The 3,124-nt window shown below is 63.4% G+C and carries 2 protein-coding genes and 1 pseudogene; all 3 read right to left on the bottom strand.

Going from position 1 to position 3,124, the window contains the following annotated elements; translation table 11 throughout:
* Positions 1-307 (bottom strand): hypothetical protein (locus tag ACXJ7R_RS28660; protein WP_457154767.1); only part of this gene is annotated, 307 nt, incomplete at its 3' end.
* A gap of 119 nt (positions 308-426) precedes the next feature.
* Complete coding sequence (locus ACXJ7R_RS28655; RefSeq protein ID WP_457154766.1) at positions 427-2,577, bottom strand: ParB/RepB/Spo0J family partition protein; 2,151 nt, start codon at positions 2,575-2,577, stop codon at positions 427-429.
* Between the two features lie 285 nt (positions 2,578-2,862).
* Positions 2,863-3,124: pseudogene (locus tag ACXJ7R_RS28650) on the bottom strand (hypothetical protein); the annotation flags it as partial.

The raw sequence follows: 3,124 nt of genomic DNA, 5'->3' as shown, positions 1-3,124 counted from the left end.
GGTCAAGCATGCCGAGTGCAACGAAGTGGTTGGCCCCGCCGGTGTAGTCCTTACGGCCTTTGCAGGTGCGGATCAGGATACCGTGACCTGAGGACGAACCGACCTGGCCGACCTGGATGTAGGCGTGGTCATGGTGCAGGGTAATTTCACCGCAAACGGCGATACCCGCTTTGTTTGAGCGCAGGTCATAGCTGTCCGATGACAGGTTTAATTCAGCGGCAAGTTTCTTCAGTCGTGAACGGGCTGTGGTGTGGAAACGTTTCTTCTGCTGCTCGTCGTAGGAGCAGCTTCTGTTCCAGTCGAACATGTCGATCTCCATGAAACGCAAGCGCCCGGGGTCGCGATGGCGATCCCGGGCTCGAGAGTGAGTTGGAACTGAAATGAGGTCCGGCGGGAGTGCCGGGCCCGGTGCGAGCGTGAGGCCGACTATTCGGCGGCCTGGAGGTGGTCCGTTTCGTCGCCGTCGATGGTCACCGGCTCATCGGAGGACGGATCCRCATCGTCGGCGAGGAAGGCCGGCAGCTCGGCGGCATCGCCGTCGAGAGCCGCCTCGTCCGACATCTCGCCGGCGACCGCGTCGCCAGCATCGGCAGACACTTCATCGACCTCAACGCGCAGCGGCTCTGGCAGCCAGTTCGAGCCTTCGAGAAGACGGGCGGCTTCACGGGCCATGATGTCCTTCTTCATGTGGTCGATCAGCTGCGCGGAGTCTGCGCCACGCGCTTCACGGACAGCCTGTAGAATCCGCGCCTTGGTGAGCCTCCCGAGGAACTCGACCGTGGGCGTCCAGCCGGCGTCGACCATGTCGAACTGGAGCGAGCGGCCAAGCACGTCTACATGCTCGAGCGCCTTCGCTCGCCTGTTCCAGGGTTCGACCACCGCATTGAGGGTCAGCGAGACGCAGTGCGCGAAAAGCGCCTTGCGGCTTGCTTCATCGAGGCCGAGAAGGAAGTCCCACAGGCCTTCCGCCTCATCGGGCAAATCGCGGTCCCAGGCTTCGTGCCGCTCGGCGATCTCCTTGGCCCAGGAGGTCTCGGCAAGACCGTCAACCTGGCTGAAGCTGCCGCTCTTCAGGCTGATCTCCAGGCACGTGTTCGGCGCGAAGCGATAGAAGACCTGCAAGACGAAGGCATGGAGTGCGGCGATAATGGCGATATCGACGTCGCMGGCGAGCGCGTTGCGTAGCGCCAGCGTGCGCTGCGCCGTCAGGTCGAAGACGAGCCGATCAGGGAGGGGCTTGATGCCATCGTCCTCGCCGTCGTCGCCAGAGGCGTCGTTCACCGGCTGGCCGTTGAGGACAACGCCATGGCCGTCGTCGTCGCCATTGCATCGGGTTTGGCCCTCGGTGCCCCCTTCCTCGCCCTCATCGACGTCGCTGGTTTCGGGCCGCGGCTCGTCCTCGGACCGAACGAAACCGGCGTCGACCTGGAGCTTGCCGTTCGCGGCAAGCATAACGAACACCCCGGCAATGGTCTTCTGGGCGGGATCGTAGCTTTGAGGGCGATCATCGATCGCATCGAGCTCGGCACCCAGCTGGTCAAGCTTCGCCTCGATTGCCTCGTCGGTCTCCTCTGCCTTGGCATAGTCCGCATCCAGCTTGTCGTATTCGGCCTTCAGCGCGTCGTAGCGTTCGATCTCCTCGGCGCTGAGCTCCTGCGCCTCGGCATAGATGCGCCGCATTCCGGAGGTGTGGCCATAGGGAAAGCTGATCGCCGCCTCCACCCATTTCCAGCCTTCAGCGCGGATCGCCTCGGCATCCACCTTCAGCCTGTCGAAGACAAGCTTCTCGAGGAGTGCGGCATCCTGGAACCAGCCGCCGGAATCCTGCTCGAACAGGTCGCGAAGGATGACTCCTCCAGCCGCTTCATAGGCTTGGGCGCCGACATAGACGGCCCGGCGATCGTCGGCGCGAACGGTGGTCTCGGTCAGCAGGCGCCTGATGTAATAGGGTTCCTGCGTGTGCGAGCTGGAAATCCGCTCCCAGACCTGCTCCTGGCGCGCGTGATCGTCCGAGATCGAAAACGCCATGATCTGTTCGAGGCGGATTTCGTCCTTCTCGTAGAGATCGAGAAGTTTCGGTGACACCGAGGCCAGCCGCAGGCGCTGCCTCACCGTCGCCGGCGATACGAAGAAGCGGGCGCCGACCTCGTCTGGATCGAGGCCCTGATCGCTGAGCGTCTTGAAGGCCCGAAACTGGTCGAGCGGATGGAGGTCGGCGCGCCGCAGGTTTTCGGCAAGCGAATCCTCCTCGGCCGAGGTCTCCTGCCCGCGATTGACGATGCAGGGGATTGGCTCATTCTTGGCCAAGCGCTTTTGCTTGATGAGGATGCCGAGCGCGAGATAACGCCGGCCGCCGGCGGGCACCTCGTACGTGCCGGTCTCCTCGCCCTCGCGGTCGAGCACGGGACGGACGTTCAGGCTCTGGATAAGCTTTCGCCGTCCGATGTCTTCGGCCAGCTGCTCAATCGACACGCCGTCCTTGATGCGCCGGACATTTTTCTGCGACAGCATCAGCTTGTCATAGGAAATATTCTCCGCGGCGTTCATCGCGATCTTCTGAATGGCGTTCTTTGCCATGGTCAGGTTCTCCATGACGGGCGGCCCGGGGCCTCTCCCCGAACCTCCAAGCCCGTCAAAAACCCTCCCCTCCCCCCTCTGCCTCCAGGCCTCACGCCGACCTGGCCCCGGCTCGCGGATCTCGACGCGACCGAGCCGCCCGAGGGGCCTCCAGCATGTTGGGCACCGGGTTCTATCCACGAAAAAAGCGCCGTCCCCCTGCTTAGGAGGACCGCGCTGGAATTGATGGAGACGGCCCGGAGGCGAGGCCGGCGGCGAGAGTTTTCGTAGCCGGCCTGCGGAGGATCATGCGGCGAAGTCGAGAAGCTTCTTGGCTTTGCCTTCCATGTCCAGGCGGACGTCCTGATGCGGCTTGTCGCGCGCGACCCGCGTGATGCCCTGCACGAAATCAAAGATCGATTCCGGAGGTCTGCCTTCCTCCCTGAGAACAGTATCGATGATCTTCGTGGTCTCGGACTTGGAGAAGCCGCGCTTGCGCAGGAAGCCCTGGCGGTCTTCGTCGTCTCTGGCAACGATCCGTTGCCGCGCCGTCTTGATGCCGTTGACG

It is taken from the genome of Mesorhizobium sp. P5_C1 (assembly GCF_054049815.1).
This window is presented reverse-complemented; position numbering and strand designations above follow the sequence as displayed.